Origin of the sequence: Gilliamella sp. B3892, assembly GCF_026536305.1 — a bacterium.
Lineage (GTDB): Bacteria > Pseudomonadota > Gammaproteobacteria > Enterobacterales > Orbaceae > Gilliamella.
In genome coordinates this window covers 76505-93292 of the sequence record NZ_JAFNOK010000006.1, presented here as the reverse complement: position 1 = coordinate 93292, position 16788 = coordinate 76505, and the positions used below count along the sequence as shown (strand labels likewise).

Here is a 16788-nt window from a genome sequence, read left to right as displayed (position 1 = left end):
ATTTTTTATAGTTATTGATTCAAATTCCTAACATCAATTTTACCGGTTATCGCTTGAGTAATAAGAGCTGAGCGGTATTCTTTTAAATTGATAATAATTCTATTAATTTTATCTTGTAAAGTATCTGTTCTTTTTATTTCTTTTTCCAAATTTCTAACTATCAATTCTTGCTCATGTATTGGAGGTAATGCTAATTTAATTTTTTTTAAATCATCCTGATTTAGGTTTGGTTGCCCCCCCCCATTAGACAAAGAAATGAGAATTGGCCGACGCATCCATAACCAATAATATAAAAATTTATAATTTAAAATATTCGAGCAACAAAAAATACAACATGCTTGATTAAATGTTGCTTCTTTACCTAATATACCTAATCGTCCAATAGTTGCACCATACATAGCAATTGCTACACTATTTTTAGGAAATTTTTTTAAAGCACTATAAGTATTTATGGCTAATGAGGAAACATGTTGTTTGGTATCTTCAATCACTGTTTCTCTTAATTCAGATGTTGTAACCCAGAGAATATCACCATCATAATATTCATTATTGTCACTTTTTGGAGTAGTACCGCTACCTATACTATCTGTGGCATGAACAATTTTCCAAACATTCCAATGACTCGGAATATCCCCCAACCACTCAATACCACTCTCTTTCATCTCAACATCAGGATTAATTCCCTTCGTTACGGCATGCGAAATTAATGCAATACGCTGTTCTGCTAGTTTTTCAAGTAACATTTCTTGTTTAGAGATTAGCGTATCTATTTGGGCGATTTTTTTATCTAAAAAGCTAACGATTGCGTTTTGTTCTTCTAATGGTGGAATTGATAAAATTAAATCACTGTATTTTTCTGCACTTATATTTTGTATAGTTGCTTGGATATTTATAGCTTTAACCCAATCCCAGTATATTTTAGATTGTAAAAAATAATTAACAAATTCAGCATTAAACTTCTGAAGATCTAATCTCGCTCTAATTAAATATCCAGCATAACATGCATTACCAACTATTTTTTTATAATATAAATAACTTTTACCCACAGTAGCTCCACTTCTTGCGAGTAAAATATCAAGATCTTCTAATAAATAGCTTTTTGCTTTTTCAAACTCCAATGATTTAAATGTTTCATCTCTTAGGTTTCCTATTTCATCAATATCAGTAATTCTAATATATCTAGGTTGACTCCTATCTTCAGATTCAGCAGATTCATTAGCCCCATATTTTAATTTATCAACTAATAAAAATTTTAATCGATTAATTTCCCAAAGATTGGGTATTTCTCCCAACCACTCAACACCACTTTCTTTATAGTGCGCGTACTTTGGTAAATCGCTCATGCAGATAACTCCCCAAGCAGTTGCATAATTTCTTGTTCCAGTTGCTCAATATCTGCTTTAATTTCTGCTAATGGTCGTGGTGGTTGATAGACATAAAAATGACGATTAATCGGAATTTCGTAACCAACTTTAGTTTTGCTGTAATCGACCCATGCATCGGGCACATGTGGTAAAACTTCTGCTTGCATATATGTTTCGCAATGTGCATGGACTAATTTTAATAATAAATCTAAACCCGTTTCATTATCATATTGTAATGGCAATGGTAACGAAATATCAGATGGAAGTGGAACTAATTCAGTATCTCTTAACTGTGGATCGGGTTCTGGACAACCTTTACTATCTAAGCAAATATCGGCATCGGGATCACGTTCAGATAATGCCTCTACTATCGCTTTTTTTACTGAAGCGGAAATTTTAAAGGTTAATTTTTTTAGATGAGCATCAAGAATTTTTAAAAATGACTTCCGATTTTTCCAAATGGTATGGCTGTCTATTTTTGCAAGTGCATTTTTAATCGCCTGCTGCTGATCCATTCCAATTTGTTCTTCTTCGGCAATGCGTTTTTCATCCTTAACCTTTTTACTTACCGCTAAATTGATAAATGCGCTTTGATTATCTAAACGGGCAATACGTTCCGGAGATGCTTGAAAATTTAAACGTAAAGGTCTTTCAACCACCAATTTAAGATAGCCAAATTCCTGATTAGTAAATATTTTACTACAAACTTTAAAATCACCTAATTGATTTTTTATAGTTGGACTTTTTTCCAGATCAATAAAGTTTGAATAAAATTGGGTTAACTCAGCAATATGGTCGGCAGAAAGTTCATTGCGTTTATTACCTAAGCTTTTAACCATTTTCTGATAATGTGTGGTACCATCAATTAGTTGAATTTTACCTTGGCGTTTTGTTGATTTCTTATTCGATACAATCCAGATATAAGTATAAATACCCGTGTTATAAAACATTTGGTCAGGTAATGCGATAATAGCTTCTAGCCAGTCATTTTCAATAATCCACCGACGAATATTACTTTCACCACTGCCGGCATCGCCGGTAAATAATGGCGAACCATTAAATACGACAGCAATACGTGAGCCTTCACCGCCTTCTTTTGGGGCTGATTTCATTTTGGAAATCATATGCTGCAAAAATAACAATGAACCATCATTAATACGTGGTAAACCGGCACCAAATCGACCTGAAAAACCAAATTTAGCTTCAGCCTCAACAAATTCTTTTTCTGGTTTCCATTCCACACCAAATGGCGGATTAGAAAACATATAATCAAAACGTTTATCTTGATGACCATCATGAGGGATATAGCCATCTTTTGCCTTGGCATTTTTTATCCCTAAGGTATCACCGTAAATAATGTTTTCAGCAGGCTCATCTTTTATCAATAGATCAGAACAGCAAATAGCATAGGATTCAGGATTATATTCTTGCCCATATAATCCTAAACTAATTTTATTATTATAGGCTTTAAGATATTTTTCTGATTCGGATAACATACCACCGGTACCGGCAGTAGGATCATAAATTAAGCAGTGTTTAGCTGGTTTACTTAATTCTTTACTATCTTCAGCAAAGATGACATTAACCATAAGATTAATGACTTCTCTTGGAGTAAAGTGATCGCCCGCTTCTTCATTGGCTTGTTCATTAAATTTGCGGACTAATTCTTCAAATAAATATCCCATTTGTAAATTTGAAATACTTTTCGGTGATAAATCTAAACCCGATTTTTTTAATTCCTCATTAAAATTTTTAAAAATCAGATATAAACGATTAGCATCATCTAATTTTTCGATTTCTTTTTCAAACTCAAATTTAGCAAAGATATCCTTTGCCTTATCGGAAAATCCATCAATGTATTTCAGTAAATTTCCAGTAAAATGGTCAGAATCCGCTAATAATGTTTCTAAATTAAATCCGCTAATATTGTATAATGCTTGTTGACGATCTGAACCAGTAATCTTAGTTAATGCTTTTTCCAAAAAGTCACGGGTTAATTGTTTACTTTCGGGCTTCTCTATTTCTGCATCATAAAATTTTTTAATTTGTTGAGTATAAGGACTTAATATCGCATCAAAACGACCTAAAACAATAAGCGGTAACATAACCCGACGATATTGAGGCGGGCGATATGGACCTCGAAGAAGATTAGCAATACTCCAGACGAGTGTAACTAATTTAGAATGCTGTGGATCTTGATTTGATTCAATTGTCATATTTAATGGTTTCTTAAAAAAGTACAGTGTTAGTTAGAGTGCGATAACCTATATTATTATCATTCATTGCACACATGTATAGAAAGCTATTTTTTCTACAAATAGTCAATTATTATAACTAATTATAAATATTCATCTATTACATTGATTGTTATAAAGTTCAGAGTAGTTAATATAAACCTTAGATCCTATTCTAGTATATAGATTCAAATAAATCATCTTAACAAAACCTATATTGTTAATATCTATCCTTTATTATTAAATTATCTCTTTTTTACATCGTCTTTATTACATCTTTTCCAAATATGAAACAATCGGCAAATCTGCCTCCGCCCAATCAAGATTTCCGATCTCATCACTTTTTAACCAACAAATCTCATTATGTTCTAAACATTGTGGTTGTTCATCTACAAGTTCACACACAAAAGCATTAATTTTTACTGTGCCAAAATCATAGTTATGTGAAGTGGTTAATAAATGATTCTTAATTGATATTTTACAACCGAGTTCTTCTTTAATTTCACGCATTAGCGCTGTTTCTAATTGTTCACCTGATTCAACTTTACCGCCAGGGAATTCCCATTTATAAGCTTGATATTTCGTATTACCTCGTTGTGCACAAAGAAATCTTCCATCCTTGATAATTACAGCTGCAACAACATGAACGAATTTATTCATCTTTTTTAGAAACCTCTTTAGCTCTTAAACTTGCAATTGCCTTCAATTTATTTATGTCTTTCTCATCTTTAACAAAATGCATTTTACGATGACAATTTGGACATAATGCAACCGTATTTTCTATAGAATCCTCCCCGCCCTCAGACAACCAAAGAATATGATGACATTCTAAATAAGGAATATTTCCGCTGGTAAAAAAAGGAGCTCGATTTTCACATAAATCGCATTTCCCATCAGCTAGGCGTTTTATAAACTCAGCTAACTCAGCACTTCTTATATATTGAGGCGTAACAATGTCTCGTTTACCTGGTTTTTTATTTTGCTTTATTATTTTATTGAGTAATTTATCTACTTTGTACTTATGGACTTGTTCTTCTTGCGCTTTTTTATAATCAGTAAAAACACTATTGGGCAACTTATTATCAATAAGTTTTAAAGGAAAAACCCAAACTTTACGTAATAATTGATTAGCATCGTATTGCTGTGTTTGATAGGGAGAAGCTGCTTTAATTAAACGTCCTGAATATGTATATTCTTTGTCCTTAAACACTTCAAAGTAATGTACACTAATACCATTAAACTCAATCTCATTAAGTGTTTTATTTTGCATAAATTCCAAACTTTGATCACCTCTTTGCCCCATTCCAGTATAATGTAGTACATCATCATCCCAAACATCAGAATAAACTGACTCTACATGATTTGTTATTAGAACTAGAGTTTGAGTGGTATTAGATTTTCGCATTCCACCTTGTGGACTACATTTAAAAATATCACATAATTGTTGGTTATTTAAAACTGCACCAGGTATTAATTGTTTAATTTTATTGTCAACTGGAGTCATCATATGCATTTCCTAAACGCTTATCCCAATCGCCCCAAAGGCATATTAGAATTGTGATATTTACACTGGGGGCTTAAACGTTTTAATAAATTAAGCAATGATTGCTCAACCTCAGTCTTATAATTAAATAAACGCGTATGATCATGTTTATATTTTGATAATACATACAAAAAAGGCACATGTTGTGCTCGTTGTTCACCTTTTTTCCAAATGATGATATCGATGATTTTATGTTGTAATTGTTTGATACCCATTATTTTCATTAACCTAATGTAAAAATCGGGACATTATTACAAATATAGGAATATTTTTGTGATCTAGCTCACAAAAATTTGAAACACACTGAAAAAAATAATTTTATTATAGAGAAAATGAGAGTATTTACTTCCAAATCGTATTTGATAAAAAGCCAGCAATCGCTGGCTTTATTTTTTTGGATACTAAATTAGATTACAAATTTTTTTTATTGCATACTCGTTCTTACAGAACGTTTATATAACGTGTCGAAAAATTATTATTTCTTGATAAAACATATTTATAAATTTTTCAATTCCTGCATTCCTCAGTTATTGCTTATTCCTCAATCTCTATTACTGGATATTCTAAACCATTGTAATGCATATAAAATGTTTTATTAGGTAAGGCAATTTCTCGCGCAAGACATTCGCCATAATCATCTACCACAGCTATTTCATTTACATTTTTTTCAAAAACAATTAGGTCGACATAACCATTAGTCATACAAGTTCCTAATATTATATTACGATCATAGATACGAATGTCATGTGCGCACCTTTGATCATTCTCACCTGAAAGTTCAAACATGGGGAGATTATTAACAACGGGGTTTAATTTATCATTTTGTTTAACGTAGAGATTAATATATTCTCCGCTATAAGGAGAGGAAGTTGATCTGATTCTATATTGAATACGTACACCAAAAGCCAAAGTTTCAGGATTAAGTTGATAACTATCTTTATCAATTTCAAAACCAATTAATTCTTTGGCATCACTTTCAAGTGCATTAGGTTGCCAACTATTAGCAATGACTTGACCTGATTGATTATCAATTAATAAAACATCAAGGTCATAGGTGTCAACTATACCGCCTTTTTGTAGTAAGGGTAAAACAACAATAGATTTGCTTTTATCTGCTTGCCAAACATCGCAAATTGCCATTTTGCTATCACGAGAATGGTGTCGCTCATTGAGCAATATATCAATCCACTTTTCACAATCTGCATGACTAACAACAGGTAAACATAGTAGTGTTAATAACAACGAATTTTTTAAACCAATCATTTGATTATACCTTTCAAGCCTTTTCTGTTGGAATTGCGATGAGGATTATAATTTATATTTTATTAACATGGTTATTTTTTATTCTAATATGAAGGTTATTTTAAATTTCAGGTCAATAAACAATTTTTTTAACTACAATTACAACCAGCAATGAATTAATTATTCAAGCGGGCAAACATCTTGTGAATGACTATATTATGTACACTGCCAAACAAGAATCAGACAAAAAACTGTCGTTTATTGCGTATAAAGCAAGGAAAACAAACTAACGAGAAGAAAGTTATGACAAAAACTCAATATATGATAATACTGAAAGATATTCTTAATAGGCACACGCAAGATGCGATTGCGAAGATTAATCGTATTAAACAGATTCTGCCAGAAAAAGCTAGATCGGTTAAGGTTGGTATTCATCCGACCCAAGATGAGGAAGGTATATTTTCTATTATGATTCACCTTATCGGACCAGATCTATACGTACTTAATAAAATGATAGAACCTTATCGTGAACTGTTTGGCATAAAATTCATTGATGCTAAATTACAATTGGAAGTGCCTTTATTTGATCCTTATGAAACTCCATTTTCAGTCAATGATCTAATTGTTAAAGTAAGCATTGATTGGCTTAAGCAGATATGGAATTTGTCAGGGGGTATAGGCATACCTGCATATGCATTTGGTGAAGAATGCTCTAAATTTGAGGGACTTATCCCCCTAGGTGAGTAAATAAAAATCCAAAGATAAATAGGTTTCAGGGGAAAATATATTGGTATAGTAAGTCATAAATTACCTATGCTAATTGGAGATGGTATTTATTAAAAATAGTGTTTATATATTATTTTAGCACTTTACTCGCTCATATATTTGTTTGGCAAGTCATTTAATCACTTCTTTTAATTCTACATCACCCATAACCTTATTACATACTTCTTCATTACCACTCAATCGTTCAAAAAGTAAGCCCAGAAGTTTTGTTGATAAAAATTCCGTAAAACTGTCTCATATAATGGCAGTTTAGTGGCAGCATTAACTGCCACTGTTATTAATTTTCTCTTCTGTGCAAAAACAAGCAATTTTATGTTCATTATTATTAATCAGCTTTGGCTGCTGAAACGCACAACGTGAAAATGCCCAACGACAGCGAGCATGAAAAGCACAACCTAAAGGCGGGTTCAAAGGGCTTGGTAATTCCCCTTCTAACTTTATTCTATCACGCCTAAGATCGGGATTTAATCTTGGTGTTGCGGATAAAAGTGCCTGCGTGTATGGGTGTTGAGGATTACGATAGATTTCATCTTTTCTCCCTTGTTCAACACAACGCCCCAAATACATTACCATTACTTCATCAGCAATATGCTCAACGACTGAAAGGTCATGAGAAATAAATATATAAGATAACCCAAGATCTTGTTGCAAATCCATCATCAAATTAAGTACTTGTGCTCGCACAGAAACATCCAATGCTGAAACCGGTTCATCAGCAACCACCACTTCGGGATCAAGCATTAAACCTCTTGCGATAGCAATACGCTGGCGTTGTCCACCCGAAAACATATGAGGATAACGATTATAAAACTCTTCTTTTAACCCAACTTTTTGCATCATTGATAGTACTTTTGCTTTACGGTCACTTGCCGTTAAATCAGTATTGATAATGAGAGGTTCTTCTAATATCGAGCCGATTTTTTTTCGTGGATTTAATGATGAATAGGGGTTTTGGAAAACGATTTGTATTTTTTGACGACGTAATTTTTGCGCTTGTGGATCATCATTTAATAGGTTCTGATTTTTAAAATATATTTCACCGGATGTCGGTTTTTCAATCATTGTTAATAATCGGGCTAATGAAGATTTACCACACCCTGATTCGCCAACAATCGCAAGGGTTTTGCCTTTACCTAATGTAAAAGAAACACCATCAACCGCTTTGACTTGTTTTTTTTCCGAAAAAAAACCGGTTTTTACCGAATAATATTTTGTCAAGTTTCTGGCATCAAACAGTAATTCACTATTTTCCATATTATTGTTGTTCATATTGAGGTGTCCCTTCGCGCGATAATGGATAATGACATTTGACTTTCCTGTTTTTGGAATAGCTAATTAATGTAGGCTCCTCGGTATTACAACGCTCAGTTGCATAAGGACAACGAGGATTAAGTAAGCAGCCCACTGGTCTATCGTATTTACCCGGTACAACACCAGATAACGATTCTAACCGTTCTTTATCTTGAGTAAACTCAGGAAGTGATCGTAATAATGCTTGAGTGTAAGGATGTAACGGCGTTTTAAAGATAATTTCAGCATCGCCAATCTCCACAACTTGCCCGGCATACATCACAATAATTTTTTGTGCTGCTTCAGAAACTAACGCTAAATCATGGGTAATAAGAACTAATGCCATGTTATTTTTGCGTTGTAACTCAAGCAATAACTCAATAATTTGCCCTTGAATGGTAACATCTAATGCGGTTGTCGGCTCATCAGCAATTAAGAGTTTAGGATTGCACGCAATTGCGATTGCGATCATGACCCGTTGACTCATCCCACCTGACAACTGGTGTGGATAAACACTTAAACGATTCTCAGCATCTGGAATACCCACTAATTTAAGCAATTCAATCGCCCTTGCTTTAAGTGCTCTTTTACTGCCACCTTGGTGAATTTTTAATGTTTCAATAATTTGGTAACCTATAGTGAAACAAGGATTCAAGCTAGTCATTGGATCTTGAAAGATCATCGCCACATCTGCACCTACAATCTTACGACGCATTTTGCTTGTAAGCTGTTGAAGGTTTTTAGTATCAAAATGTAATGCTTCGGCAGTAACTTTGCCGGGAAAATCAATTAATCCCATTATTGCCAGCGAACTAACTGATTTACCTGAGCCAGATTCTCCAACTATACCAACTACTTGTCCTTGTTCGACGTCATAACTAATATGATCTACGGCTTTGAATCCGTTAAATTCAACTGATAATTCTTTTACTTCTAATAGTGCCATGACTGTATCTCCATTACTGCTTCAATTTAGGATCAAGTGCGTCACGCAAACCATCTCCCATTAAGTTGAAAGCTAACACTGTCATTAAAATAATTAAGCCAGGAAAGGTAACAACCCACCATGCAGACTGTGCAAATTGCAATACGTCAGCAAGCATTGTTCCCCATTCAGGTGTTGGCGGTTGTGCGCCCATACCTAAAAATCCTAAGGCGGCCATATCTAAAATTGCATTTGAAAATCCTAACGAGGCTTGAACAATCAGTGGCGCTAAACAATTTGGCAAAATATTTATAAACATCTGCCGTAAGGCTCCGGCACCGGCAACTCGGGAAGCAATCACATAATCTTTATTAATTTCAGCAAGCGTCGCGCCTCGAGTTAAACGAACATAGTGTGGTAATGCAACAAAAGCTAAAGCGATAGAGGCGTTAGTAATAGATGGGCCGAAAATTGCAACTAAAACCAGTGCAAGCAGTAAACTCGGTAAAGCAAGCATAATATCAACAGCTCGCATAATGATGTTATCGACGAAGCCACCAACATAACCAGCAATCAAACCTAGGGTAATGCCCAAAATAAGTGAGATGATGACAACCAAACAACCGACCAATAAGGATAGTCGAGCACCATAAATAAGGCGAGATAAAATATCTCTACCTACATCATCGGTTCCCAAAATAAATTGCCAACTGCCATCTTTCATCCAGACAGGAGGAGCTAATAATGCTTCTCTAAATTGTTCAGAAGGAGAATGTGGCGCAATAAAATTAGCAAAAACAGCTAGCAATACAACGATAACAATAAAAATTAAACCAACAACAGCCCCTTTATTTTTTGAAAAATAGAACCAAAACTCTCCTAAGGGCGTTAAGGGTTTAGGTGCAACCAAACTAGCATCCGGCTGTGTATTGGTTTTTTCAGCAATATCCTGTTTATTCATCTGTATACATACTCTTATTTATGTCTAATACGTGGATTGATAACGCCATACAACATATCAACTAATAAATTCACTAAAATGATCATACCCGCAACGATTAACACGCCACTTTGCACGACAGGGTAATCTCGGCGTTGTAGCGCTTCAATAAGCCAACGTCCAATTCCAGGCCATGAGAAAACCGTTTCGGTCAATATAGCTCCAGCTAGCATTGAACCAACTTGTAAACCGATAACAGTAATCACTGGAATCATCGCATTGCGTAACGCATGAACAAGGATAATACGAATTCGGCTAACGCCTTTAGCACGTGCTGTTCGGATGTAATCTTCACTCAATACTTCTAACATTGAAGAACGGGTCATACGGACAATGACCGCTAATGGAATGGTACCTAACACAATAGCCGGTAAAATTAAATGAGTTACAGCATCAATAAAATCTTCTGTTTCACCCCATAAAAAAGTATCAATTAGCATAAATCCAGTTAAAGGATTACTTTCATCCAAAAATAGCATATCACTGACACGTCCGGACACTGGGGTTAAGTTTAAATGTACAGAGACTAACATTATTAGCATCATTCCCCACCAAAAAATTGGCATGGAATAACCGGTTAGAGACAGGCCTATCGCTGTATGATCAAATATTGAACCACGTTTCACTGCGGCAAGAACACCGATTGGAATGCCGAAACTGACAGCAAACAACATTGCGCAAAATCCTAACTCAAACGTTGCTTTAAATCGGGGTACAAATTCGTCCCATACTGGAATTTGGCTTTTAAAAGAGATTCCAAAATCGCCATGAAACATATTGATAATATATTGAAAATATTGATGATAAAGTGGTTTATCTAAACCCAGTTGAGTCATCAATTCAGCATGGCGTTCTGGGGATAAGCCTCGCTCTCCAGCAAGCACTGTAATAGGATCCCCTGGGATAAGATGGACAAAAATAAAAGTAAGCAGTGTGATACAAATAAACGTCGTAATCAGTATACCTAACCGCTTTAAAATAAATTGGAACATATAGTTGCTCTTAAATATTGCTTCTAACGTATTGTTTATATGATAGATAATTTTTTATAAAAATAATATTTACTATTTCAACCCTAAAAAAGCTAATGCCGCAATTAACCACAAAAAGGTGGTTAATTGCATTGATGCTATTTTTCAAGAGTAACTTGGTTAAAATTATGTAATGCTAAAGGATCCATGATGTAGCCTTTAAGCTCTTTACGTAATGGCATATAAACCATAGAATGAGCAATCATTAGCGCAGGCGCTTGATCACGCATTTCAACTTGCGCTTGTTTGTATAGCTTAACCCTTTTTTCATGATCAGGCTCAATGCGAGCTTGTTGTAATAAATCATCAAATGGTTTATAGCACCAATGTGAATAGTTAGAACCTGCTTTAACCGCATCACAACTCATCAAAACAGAATAAAAATTATCCGGATCACCATTATCTCCAGACCAACCCATTAACACCGCATCATGTTCACCGTCACGAATACGGGATAAATACTCTCCCCATTCATAACTAACAATTTTAGCGGTTACACCAATCTTAGCCCAATCTTCTTGAATCATTTCAGCCATACGGCGCGCATTTGGATTATATGGGCGTTGTACTGGCATTGCCCATAAAGTGATAGTAAATCCGTTTTCTAGGCCAGCTGATTTTAATAATTCTTTTGCTTGTGCTGGATCATAAGGGTAATCTTTTACTTCATCGTTATAACCCCACATTGAAGGAGGAATAAAGTTTTTAGCCGGTTCAGCGGCACCTTGAAAAACAGCCTTTATAATCGCTTCTTTATTCACTGCCATATTTAATGCTTGTCGAACTTTTAAATTATCAAGTGGTGGCTTATCCATATTGTAGGCTAAATAGCCAATGTTAACCCCAGCCATTTCTTTCACTACAATATTATTGTCTGATTTCATTCGTTCAACATCGGCCACATTTGGAAATGGCATAGCATGACATTCTCCTTTTTGCAATTTAGCATAACGAATTGCAGCATCTGGTGTAATTGAAAAAACTAAACGATCAAGTTTAGCTTTTGGACCAAAATATTCCGGATTAGCTTTATAAAGGATTTTTGAATCTTTTTGATATTGAACAAAAGTGAATGGCCCCGTACCGACAGGTACTAAATCGACTTTTTCGGGGGTGCCATTTTTAAGCATAGCATCGGCATATTCAGCAGATAAAATTGAAGCAAATGACATCGCTAAATCAGCTAAAAAAGGGGCTTCTGGCCGTTTTAATTCAAACACAACAGTATGATCATCAACTTTTTTAATCTCTTTAATTAAATCTGCTAATCCCATACTTTCAAAATATTCATATTGACCACCAGAAACTTTGTTATAAGGATGATTTTTATCTTTTTGTCGCATAAATGTGAAAATAACATCATCAGCATTTAAATTTCGTGTTGGTTTAAATTCTTTAGTGTTATGCCATTTCACATCATCACGTAAATGAAAGGTATAAGTTAAACCATCTTGGCTAATATCCCAGGATTTAGCTAAAGAAGGTTCAATTTCGGTCGTACCTAATTTAAACTCGACCAAACGGTTATAAACAGGCACAGCGCTAGCATCCATTGAAATTCCACTTGTCACTAACTGTGGATTGAATGTTTCAGGTGAAGCTTCAGCACAATAGACTAGTGTTTGGGCAGCATGAAGCTGTGCACTAGCAAGCATCGTCAGCAACCCAACACCTAACAAAAATTTACGCTTATATTTCCTTAAATTATTCATGATAATTACTCCAATTATTGAATTGTAAATCTATTTTTATATTACTTAAACAAAGTTAAAGACGTTGTATTACTAACATCTTTTAAATAAAGCCTGTATAAATAGTCTGAATTTTGATTTTCAGAACAATTTATTTTATTAAAATCTTTTTTCATCAAATCTTGCACAGCAATAGTGCAAATTGCATTATCATTAAAAGTTCAATATCACATTGAAATTTATAATAATATTCCATTTTTAATTGAAAAAACCTATAACACAAGGCTATTAGTGTTGTGTAACAAAAGAACTTGCAAAAATAGTGCCATTTTTCAATCAAAACCATGCTAAACAAAAATATAAAAAACAACTAATCAACACATTTTTTTGATAAGTTTAAGTTATCTATGTCACTCGACTGATTAGATGATTTTTCGCTTACTGTTTGATTTTTATTGAATGTATTATAATTAGTGCAGATAAAATAATCATCAAAATAATAATAAAAAATCGCTGCCTTAATTGATTTAAGCTAATAGCACTTCAATGCTTTAAGTAGGTTGTAATAAGAGAGAAGGAGAATTTCAGAAACAAAAAAACCAGCTTTCGCTGGTGTTCTTTTAGAATTGGTGCCCGGACGCGGAATCGAACCACGGACACGGGGATTTTCAATCCCCTGCTCTACCGACTGAGCTATCCGGGCAACAATGGATGCACATTAAACACGATCTGTGATAATTCGTCAATTCTTTTTGTGATATATTTTAAAAAAAATAAACTGTTTGGTTGAAAAATAACTGATTGGGTTTATATTACTACAAATATTCTGACTGTATCATGTTGTTTCTAGGTAATGACTAATGCGATTTTTAGCCTATTTTATTCTTTTTCTTATTATATTTTATTTTTATTGCGAAATTAGTTTATTTAAACTGGTGATTTCTTTAATCGGTGTATGGCCAACCCTAATTTTTGTGATTGCTAAATTCATTCTTTGTTCTCAATTCGCTAAAAAACAAATTATAAAAAATGATCGATTTATGCAACAGGATGAGACGAATCTAAAGGGTATGAAACTGGAGAGTTTAAAAATTGAAACACTTTCAAATATTTTAACAACAGTTGGTGTTTGTCTTGTCACCCTTCCTGGTTTTGTAAGTGATATATTTGGGGGGATTTTATTAATTCCGTACGTAAAAAGGTATATAACCAAATCAATTTTAGAAAAAGTATTTAGTAAAACGGTTGTTGTTTCATCAAAAACAACAACCGTTAATCAGTTTGATGAATATATTGAAGGTGAATTTAGTCGTAAAGATGATGAATAAATAATCAATCGGTTATTTTTTTGGAATCTTTCTCTTGAAGAATATAAAAATATCCCCATGTAAAGCACACTATATTTTAAAATCATTAAATTATGATTTATTGTTAATAATCATTTGTTTACAAATTAGTGCTAGGAGATAACTAATGAAAATTCGTCCATTGCATGATCGTGTGATCATTAAACGCAAAGAAGTAGAATCAAAATCAGCTGGCGGTATTGTTTTAACGGGTTCAGCTGCGGGTAAATCAACACGTGGTGAAGTTTTAGCTGTTGGTAATGGTCGCATTTTAGAAAATGGTCAAGTTCAACCATTAGACGTTAAAGTTGGTGATATCGTTATTTTCAATGAAGGATATGGCGTTAAAACAGAAAAAATTGATAATGAAGAAGTGCTTATCTTATCTGAAAGCGATATTTTAGCCATTGTTGAAGCGTAATTGGCAAATAATTTTATTTATATACAGAATTTAGGAGAAATACAAAATGGCAGCTAAAGATGTAAAATTTGGTAATGACGCTCGCATTAAAATGCTAAAAGGCGTTAATGTATTAGCTGATGCAGTTAAAGTAACATTAGGTCCAAAAGGACGTAATGTCGTTTTAGATAAATCATTTGGTGCACCAACCATTACTAAAGACGGTGTGTCTGTTGCTCGTGAAATCGAATTAGAAGATAAATTCGAAAACATGGGTGCACAAATGGTTAAAGAAGTGGCTTCAAAAGCAAACGATGCCGCTGGTGACGGTACAACTACCGCAACAGTACTTGCACAAGCAATTGTTAACGAAGGTTTAAAAGCGGTCGCGGCTGGCATGAATCCAATGGATTTAAAACGTGGTATCGATAAAGCAGTTGTTGCCGCGGTTGAAGAGCTTAAAAAATTATCTTCACCTTGTGCAGATTCTAAAGCGATTGCTCAAGTAGGTACAATCTCTGCTAACTCAGATGAAACTGTTGGTACTTTAATTGCACAAGCAATGGAAAAAGTGGGTAAAGAAGGTGTTATCACTGTTGAAGACGGCACAGGTTTACAAGACGAACTTGATGTAGTTGAAGGTATGCAGTTCGATCGTGGTTATTTATCACCATACTTCATCAATAAACCAGAAACCGCAACAGTTGAATTAGATAGCCCATATATCTTATTAGTTGATAAAAAAATCTCTAATATCCGTGAATTATTACCGGTATTAGAAGCGGTTGCTAAAGCAGGTAAATCACTATTAATCATTGCTGAAGATGTTGAAGGCGAAGCATTAGCAACACTAGTTGTTAATACTATGCGTGGTATTGTTAAAGTTGCAGCAGTTAAAGCACCTGGTTTTGGTGATCGTCGTAAAGCTATGTTACAAGACATCGCTATTTTAACAGCTGGTACTGTAATTTCAGAAGAAATCGGTTTAGAGCTTGAAAAAGCGACTTTAGAAGATCTAGGTCAAGCTAAACGTGTTGTTATCAATAAAGACAACACCACTATCATCGACGGCGTTGGTGAAGAGTCTTTAATCAGTGCACGTGTTGAACAAATCCGTAAACAAATCGAAGAATCAACTTCTGATTACGATAAAGAAAAACTTCAAGAACGTGTAGCTAAATTAGCGGGTGGTGTTGCAGTAATTAAAGTTGGTGCAGCAACTGAAGTTGAAATGAAAGAGAAAAAAGCACGTGTTGAAGATGCATTACATGCAACTCGCGCAGCTGTTGAAGAAGGTGTGGTTGCCGGTGGTGGTGTTGCGTTAGTTCGTGCTGCATCTGCAATTTTAGACCTTAAAGGTGCAAACGAAGATCAAAACGTTGGTATTAAAGTTGCCCTTCGTGCAATGGAAGCGCCATTACGTCAAATCGTAACTAACTGTGGTGAAGAAGCATCTGTTGTGGTTAACGCAGTTAAAGGTGGCAAAGGTAACTATGGTTACAATGCTTCAACTGAAGAGTACGGCGATATGATCGCAATGGGTATCTTAGATCCAACTAAAGTAACTCGTAGCGCATTACAATATGCGGCATCTGTTGCTGGTCTTATGATCACAACTGAATGTATGGTTACTGATCTACCTAAAGATGATAAAGCTGATTTAGGTGCTGCTGCAGGTATGGGCGGCATGGGTGGAATGGGCGGAATGATGTAATTCCTCTCATCTACATACTAAAAGCATTAACTCGAATCACCCGCATCGTGCGGGTGATTTTTTTTGGTTATTTTTTAATTGTTTTTAAAGGTGTAAAACAAAGTTTTCGCTTGATGCGGATCTCATTTTGATAGAAAAAACAGCTACAACCCCACATACAATACCCTCACGATATCTTACCGAGATAACCTATCAAGCAGATGAATTTTATAATTTATAATA

15 protein-coding genes and 1 tRNA gene are annotated in these 16788 nt (G+C 34.4%); 4 read left to right on the top strand and 12 right to left on the bottom strand.

The features are described from left to right. Positions 1–11: 11 nt before the first annotated feature. From J3U74_RS07750 to J3U74_RS07725, 6 genes are all read right to left on the bottom strand, one after another. A complete protein-coding gene (locus J3U74_RS07750; RefSeq protein WP_267328952.1) occupies positions 12–1343 on the bottom strand; it encodes a restriction endonuclease subunit S in 1332 nt (443 codons plus the stop codon). Next, positions 1340–3580 carry a type I restriction-modification system subunit M gene (locus J3U74_RS07745; RefSeq protein WP_267328951.1) on the bottom strand — a complete coding sequence of 747 codons (2241 nt, stop codon included), beginning with the start codon at positions 3578–3580 and terminating at the stop codon, positions 1340–1342. Before J3U74_RS07745 ends, J3U74_RS07750 begins: the two co-directional genes overlap by 4 nt. 288 nt (positions 3581–3868) lie before the next feature. Then, positions 3869–4258, bottom strand: a complete 390-nt coding sequence (locus J3U74_RS07740; protein ID WP_267328950.1) for a (deoxy)nucleoside triphosphate pyrophosphohydrolase — start codon at positions 4256–4258, stop codon at positions 3869–3871. Continuing rightward, positions 4251–5105: an HNH endonuclease gene (locus J3U74_RS07735; RefSeq protein WP_267328949.1), complete on the bottom strand. Its 855-nt coding sequence runs from the start codon at positions 5103–5105 to the stop codon at positions 4251–4253. The genes J3U74_RS07740 and J3U74_RS07735 overlap by 8 nt, the downstream gene beginning before the upstream one ends. 17 nt (positions 5106–5122) lie before the next feature. Then, positions 5123–5356 carry a hypothetical protein gene (locus J3U74_RS07730; RefSeq protein WP_267328948.1) on the bottom strand — a complete coding sequence of 78 codons (234 nt, stop codon included), beginning with the start codon at positions 5354–5356 and terminating at the stop codon, positions 5123–5125. Between the two features lie 319 nt (positions 5357–5675). Then, positions 5676–6404 carry a hypothetical protein gene (locus J3U74_RS07725; RefSeq protein WP_267328947.1) on the bottom strand — a complete coding sequence of 243 codons (729 nt, stop codon included), beginning with the start codon at positions 6402–6404 and terminating at the stop codon, positions 5676–5678. Positions 6405–6686: 282 nt separating this feature from the next. Here J3U74_RS07725 and J3U74_RS07720 point away from each other — a divergent pair, with 282 nt between their 5' ends. Further along, positions 6687–7130 carry a DUF6389 family protein gene (locus tag J3U74_RS07720; RefSeq protein WP_267337968.1) on the top strand — a complete coding sequence of 148 codons (444 nt, stop codon included), beginning with the start codon at positions 6687–6689 and terminating at the stop codon, positions 7128–7130. A gap of 300 nt (positions 7131–7430) precedes the next feature. Here the strand turns inward: J3U74_RS07720 and J3U74_RS07715 are convergent, their stop codons facing one another. The 6 genes from J3U74_RS07715 to J3U74_RS07690 all read right to left on the bottom strand — a co-directional run bounded on the left by J3U74_RS07715 (position 7431) and on the right by J3U74_RS07690 (position 13809). Then, on the bottom strand, positions 7431–8438 hold the full coding sequence (locus J3U74_RS07715; protein WP_324099750.1) for a peptide ABC transporter ATP-binding protein: 1008 nt from the start codon (positions 8436–8438) through the stop codon (positions 7431–7433). Beyond that, a complete protein-coding gene (gene dppD, locus J3U74_RS07710; RefSeq protein ID WP_267329016.1) occupies positions 8425–9405 on the bottom strand; it encodes a dipeptide ABC transporter ATP-binding protein in 981 nt (326 codons plus the stop codon). The genes J3U74_RS07715 and dppD overlap by 14 nt, the downstream gene beginning before the upstream one ends. A gap of 13 nt (positions 9406–9418) precedes the next feature. Further along, positions 9419–10345, bottom strand: coding sequence for a dipeptide ABC transporter permease DppC (gene dppC / locus J3U74_RS07705; protein WP_267329015.1), 927 nt, complete (start codon positions 10343–10345; stop codon positions 9419–9421). Between the two features lie 14 nt (positions 10346–10359). Continuing rightward, positions 10360–11376, bottom strand: a complete 1017-nt coding sequence (dppB, locus tag J3U74_RS07700; RefSeq protein WP_220218394.1) for a dipeptide ABC transporter permease DppB — start codon at positions 11374–11376, stop codon at positions 10360–10362. Positions 11377–11513: 137 nt separating this feature from the next. Then, positions 11514–13127: an ABC transporter substrate-binding protein gene (locus J3U74_RS07695; protein WP_267329014.1), complete on the bottom strand. Its 1614-nt coding sequence runs from the start codon at positions 13125–13127 to the stop codon at positions 11514–11516. 606 nt (positions 13128–13733) lie between these two features. Next, positions 13734–13809 (bottom strand) — tRNA-Phe (locus J3U74_RS07690). A gap of 157 nt (positions 13810–13966) precedes the next feature. Between J3U74_RS07690 and J3U74_RS07685 the strand changes: the two genes are divergently transcribed. The 3 genes from J3U74_RS07685 to groL all read left to right on the top strand — a co-directional run bounded on the left by J3U74_RS07685 (position 13967) and on the right by groL (position 16566). Next, positions 13967–14434: an FxsA family protein gene (locus J3U74_RS07685; RefSeq protein WP_267329013.1), complete on the top strand. Its 468-nt coding sequence runs from the start codon at positions 13967–13969 to the stop codon at positions 14432–14434. 145 nt (positions 14435–14579) lie between these two features. Beyond that, the gene (locus tag J3U74_RS07680; protein ID WP_220218397.1) at positions 14580–14873 is read left to right on the top strand and encodes a co-chaperone GroES; all 294 of its coding nucleotides are present in this window, start codon (positions 14580–14582) and stop codon (positions 14871–14873) included. A 46-nt stretch (positions 14874–14919) separates the two neighbouring features. Beyond that, positions 14920–16566: a chaperonin GroEL gene (gene groL, locus J3U74_RS07675; RefSeq protein ID WP_220218398.1), complete on the top strand. Its 1647-nt coding sequence runs from the start codon at positions 14920–14922 to the stop codon at positions 16564–16566. Positions 16567–16788: the final 222 nt, after the last annotated feature.

What these genes read in the sequence shown, in the direction of transcription:
- J3U74_RS07750 (WP_267328952.1), bottom strand. Translation starts at nt 1,343, where the DNA reads ATGAGCGATTTACCAAAGTACGCGCACTATAAAGAAAGTGGTGTTGAG.
- J3U74_RS07745 (WP_267328951.1), bottom strand. Translation starts at nt 3,580, where the DNA reads ATGACAATTGAATCAAATCAAGATCCACAGCATTCTAAATTAGTTACA.
- J3U74_RS07740 (WP_267328950.1), bottom strand. Translation starts at nt 4,258, where the DNA reads ATGAATAAATTCGTTCATGTTGTTGCAGCTGTAATTATCAAGGATGGA.
- J3U74_RS07735 (WP_267328949.1), bottom strand. Translation starts at nt 5,105, where the DNA reads ATGATGACTCCAGTTGACAATAAAATTAAACAATTAATACCTGGTGCA.
- J3U74_RS07730 (WP_267328948.1), bottom strand. Translation starts at nt 5,356, where the DNA reads ATGGGTATCAAACAATTACAACATAAAATCATCGATATCATCATTTGG.
- J3U74_RS07725 (WP_267328947.1), bottom strand. Translation starts at nt 6,404, where the DNA reads ATGATTGGTTTAAAAAATTCGTTGTTATTAACACTACTATGTTTACCT.
- J3U74_RS07720 (WP_267337968.1), top strand. Translation starts at nt 6,687, where the DNA reads ATGACAAAAACTCAATATATGATAATACTGAAAGATATTCTTAATAGG.
- J3U74_RS07715 (WP_324099750.1), bottom strand. Translation starts at nt 8,438, where the DNA reads ATGAACAACAATAATATGGAAAATAGTGAATTACTGTTTGATGCCAGA.
- dppD (WP_267329016.1), bottom strand. Translation starts at nt 9,405, where the DNA reads ATGGCACTATTAGAAGTAAAAGAATTATCAGTTGAATTTAACGGATTC.
- dppC (WP_267329015.1), bottom strand. Translation starts at nt 10,345, where the DNA reads ATGAATAAACAGGATATTGCTGAAAAAACCAATACACAGCCGGATGCT.
- dppB (WP_220218394.1), bottom strand. Translation starts at nt 11,376, where the DNA reads ATGTTCCAATTTATTTTAAAGCGGTTAGGTATACTGATTACGACGTTT.
- J3U74_RS07695 (WP_267329014.1), bottom strand. Translation starts at nt 13,127, where the DNA reads ATGAATAATTTAAGGAAATATAAGCGTAAATTTTTGTTAGGTGTTGGG.
- J3U74_RS07685 (WP_267329013.1), top strand. Translation starts at nt 13,967, where the DNA reads ATGCGATTTTTAGCCTATTTTATTCTTTTTCTTATTATATTTTATTTT.
- J3U74_RS07680 (WP_220218397.1), top strand. Translation starts at nt 14,580, where the DNA reads ATGAAAATTCGTCCATTGCATGATCGTGTGATCATTAAACGCAAAGAA.
- groL (WP_220218398.1), top strand. Translation starts at nt 14,920, where the DNA reads ATGGCAGCTAAAGATGTAAAATTTGGTAATGACGCTCGCATTAAAATG.